Here is a 3,048-nt window from a genome sequence, read left to right on the forward strand (position 1 = left end):
AAAAGAGCCGCGCTGAACATAATGCTTTGACCGAGAAACCGCTCGGCAACTTTGGAATTATCTTTTTGGTAGCTCATTAGATTTTATTCTCCCTAATATCACTTGAACACGAAGTGAACATAACGCCCACAGCAGGGGCGGCTTACCTTGTGCGCCTTTTGCGTGAAAATGGGAGCGTAGCGACCCGCGCAAAAGGTGCACAAGGTAAGACGTCCCGCGGAGGCCCGAAGGGCCGTAGCCTTACTGCCTGTGTTTGTTATGTGATGGGCTACCACTAATCTTGGAATTCCCAGGGAATCTCACGCTTAAATAGCTCTATTGATTGCTCAACTAAGTCAAGATCGAGATTTTCTCTGTATAAGGTAACTTCTCGAACCTTCTTGGAATCATCCCGAAATACTTCGAGAAGCATATCGTTACCTGAGTATATTTCTATACCTATGCCGTCTCGATCTCCGACATCACTAGCGATGATGTACTTTTCTATTTTTGACATCGTTTTAGCCATACCGATATATCGGTGCTCTTCACATAACGCCCACGGCAGGGGCGGCTTACCTTATGCGCTTTTTGCGCGAAAATGGGAGCGGAGCGACCCGCGCAAAACGTGCATAAGGTAAGCCGTCCCGCGGAGGCCCGAAGGGCCGGAGCTTCACTGCCCGTGATTGTTATGAGTTTCACCGTGGGAGGTACCAGAAGTACACATAGTACATTATCGGCTTTGGTATGCGACGCCTTGCATATGACTTAGGGTTTTTCTGAAACTCAGCTTTGAAGCTCTTTAACTCCTTTTTGCCTTTCAGGGCCTGCATGAAAATCAAGCTAGAAAACAAAGCGACTAATACCGACTCAGTGTCTGGGGCAAACAATGATGTTGGCACCATGATGAGTGCTAAAAGGCCAAATAGGCCAGAAGAAATCTGATGGGCCAATAGCGACCGGTTTAACTCCTCGTACTTTCGACTCACTTCAGCAATACTTGCAGATCTTCTCATTGTTCTGACCTTGCTGACTCATAACGCCGCGCTCAAGTGCGGCTAACTTTGCGTATTTTATGCGCGACCATGGAGCGAAGCGACTGCGCATAAAGTGCGCAAAGTTAGCTGTCCCATTGCAGCGCATTGTTATGCGTGGGCTCCGAAGGCGACAATATCTCTTCGAGTTTTTTCAAAATATTCCATCAAAGTATCATTGTCATTCGCGAGCTTAATCTCATACTCTTCTTTACACAGCGGAATAGCGAGGTGAAAACGCACTATCTCACCAGTTATATCAGCACTATTTGGGAGATCACTCGTAAGTACCGCTGGCGTAGTAATTAAATAGGCAACCCATCCAGCTCTATCCATGTATTGACTGTTTGTCTTGACCGTATGGGTGCTACACAGGTGAGCAGTGCTTTCGTTGTACTCCTGCAGGGCAGACATTTCCTTGCATAGCTCATATGGATCTCCATCCGTGGCCATTAAATAGCAATCTCTCCCGTTTTTTGGAAATGAAAATACCAGGTCAATGGGGTCACGTTCATCACCCACCTGGAAGTAACCTGCACGAAATCCGCCCTCGAATTCATATGCAGACAAGGTCTCTTCCGAACCCATCGACTCGGCCAAAAACAAGTAAATCTGTGTTTCAAATTTCGAGAAATTCATACTTTATGGAAACGCTGGTCTTACCCACAAAAAGTAGACACTATAACGATGCGTATTTGCGCTCATACTCTGCTGGACTTTTGTAACCCAGTGTAGAGTGCCTACGTACTCTGTTGTAGAAAACCTCGATGTATTCAAACACCTCGGATTTCGCCTGACTGATATTCTCAAAGCTCCCTGCGTACACCAGCTCCACCTTTAGCCGACTGAAGAACGACTCCATCGCGGCATTGTCCCAACAGTTTGCCTGGCGGCTCATACTGGGACGACACCCGTTCGCCAATAGCAGATCCTGGTACCCCTGAGCCCGATACTGAACGCCTTGATCTGAATGCACGATAAGCCCCGGCTTAGAACCTCTTTGCTCTAGAGCCATTTTCAATGCTCTCTGGGTAAGTTCTTCCGTCATCTGGGTATCCAGCGCCCAGCCGACGATGCGTCGGGAATACAGGTCCATCACTGCCGCGAGGTAAAGCCAGCGATCCCTCACCCAGATATACGTGATATCGCTGGTCCAGCGACAGTTGGGCTGGTCAACCCCGAAGCACCGCTTCAGCAGGTTTGCAGCGACATTTACCTTACCCTCGACAGCCCTACTGTAACGAAAGCCCTTACCGTTCCTCGCTCGAATTTGCTCTTTGTGCATGATTCCAGCGATATAATTCGTTGAGCAAGGTATGCCCGCATCCGATAATTCGCGAGCGATCCGGGGAGCACCATATCGAGCCTTGAAGGCTTCAAAGGTATCTTTAACCTTCGCTGTGACGCGCTTCCTGCGGATTACACGCTCACTTTCTCCCCTGCCTAGCCAGCGGTAAAAACCTGACGCCGACACTTCCAGGCACCGACACATTAAGCGTATCGGATACAACCCTACATGCTCACGTATCAGCGCGTACTTTACTCTTGGTGATTCGCAAAGTACGCAGCTGCCTTTTTTAGAAACTCGACCTCTTGGCGAGCCTCATGCAATTCCTTCTTGAGCCGGCGCACTTCCGCACTCTCTTGCTTCGAGTAATCGACACCATCCAGGCTGTTGAACTGTTTCTCTGAGAGTCGGTTAAACTGGCGGCGCCAATTGTAGATCTGCTGAGCACTGACACCCAGCTCCCGAGCGACTGAGGCCGTAGTAACACCGGGCTTCTCTGCCCGCTTTACTGCCTCCCTGCGAAACTCTTCCGTATACGCCTGAGTTCTTTTCTTACCCATGGTGTACCTCCGTGTTAGGCCGAAACCTAACTATACAAGGTGTCTACTAAACGTGGGTAAGTCTTACGCATAACGTCCAGCGCAGGCGCAGCCAGCGCGGAGCGCATTTTGTGTTAATGTTTGAGCGCAAGCGAGTAACACAAAAGGTGCGTAGCGTTGGCTGTCGCTCTGCCGCTGCTTGTTAACC

4 protein-coding genes are annotated in these 3,048 nt (G+C 49.3%); all 4 read right to left on the reverse strand.

All coding sequences use genetic code 11. The features are described 5' to 3' along the window. Positions 1-274: 274 nt before the first annotated feature. The gene (locus LC059_RS17735) at positions 275-508 is read right to left on the reverse strand and encodes a hypothetical protein (RefSeq protein WP_226705209.1); all 234 of its coding nucleotides are present in this window, start codon (positions 506-508) and stop codon (positions 275-277) included. 616 nt (positions 509-1,124) lie between these two features. Beyond that, positions 1,125-1,583: a suppressor of fused domain protein gene (locus LC059_RS17740; protein WP_226705210.1), complete on the reverse strand. Its 459-nt coding sequence runs from the start codon at positions 1,581-1,583 to the stop codon at positions 1,125-1,127. A 109-nt stretch (positions 1,584-1,692) separates the two neighbouring features. Next, on the reverse strand, positions 1,693-2,544 hold the full coding sequence (locus LC059_RS17745; protein WP_226705212.1) for an IS3 family transposase: 852 nt from the start codon (positions 2,542-2,544) through the stop codon (positions 1,693-1,695). Positions 2,545-2,552: 8 nt separating this feature from the next. Further along, positions 2,553-2,861: a transposase gene (locus tag LC059_RS17750; RefSeq protein ID WP_226705211.1), complete on the reverse strand. Its 309-nt coding sequence runs from the start codon at positions 2,859-2,861 to the stop codon at positions 2,553-2,555. Positions 2,862-3,048: the final 187 nt, after the last annotated feature.

Origin of the sequence: Microbulbifer elongatus (genome assembly GCF_020524885.1) — a bacterium.
GTDB lineage: Bacteria > Pseudomonadota > Gammaproteobacteria > Pseudomonadales > Cellvibrionaceae > Microbulbifer > Microbulbifer elongatus_A.

Excerpts from the sequence above, each read along its gene's own strand:
- LC059_RS17735 (WP_226705209.1), bottom strand. The coding sequence starts at position 508 with ATGGCTAAAACGATGTCAAAAATAGAAAAGTACATCATCGCTAGTGAT.
- LC059_RS17750 (WP_226705211.1), bottom strand. The coding sequence starts at position 2,861 with ATGGGTAAGAAAAGAACTCAGGCGTATACGGAAGAGTTTCGCAGGGAG.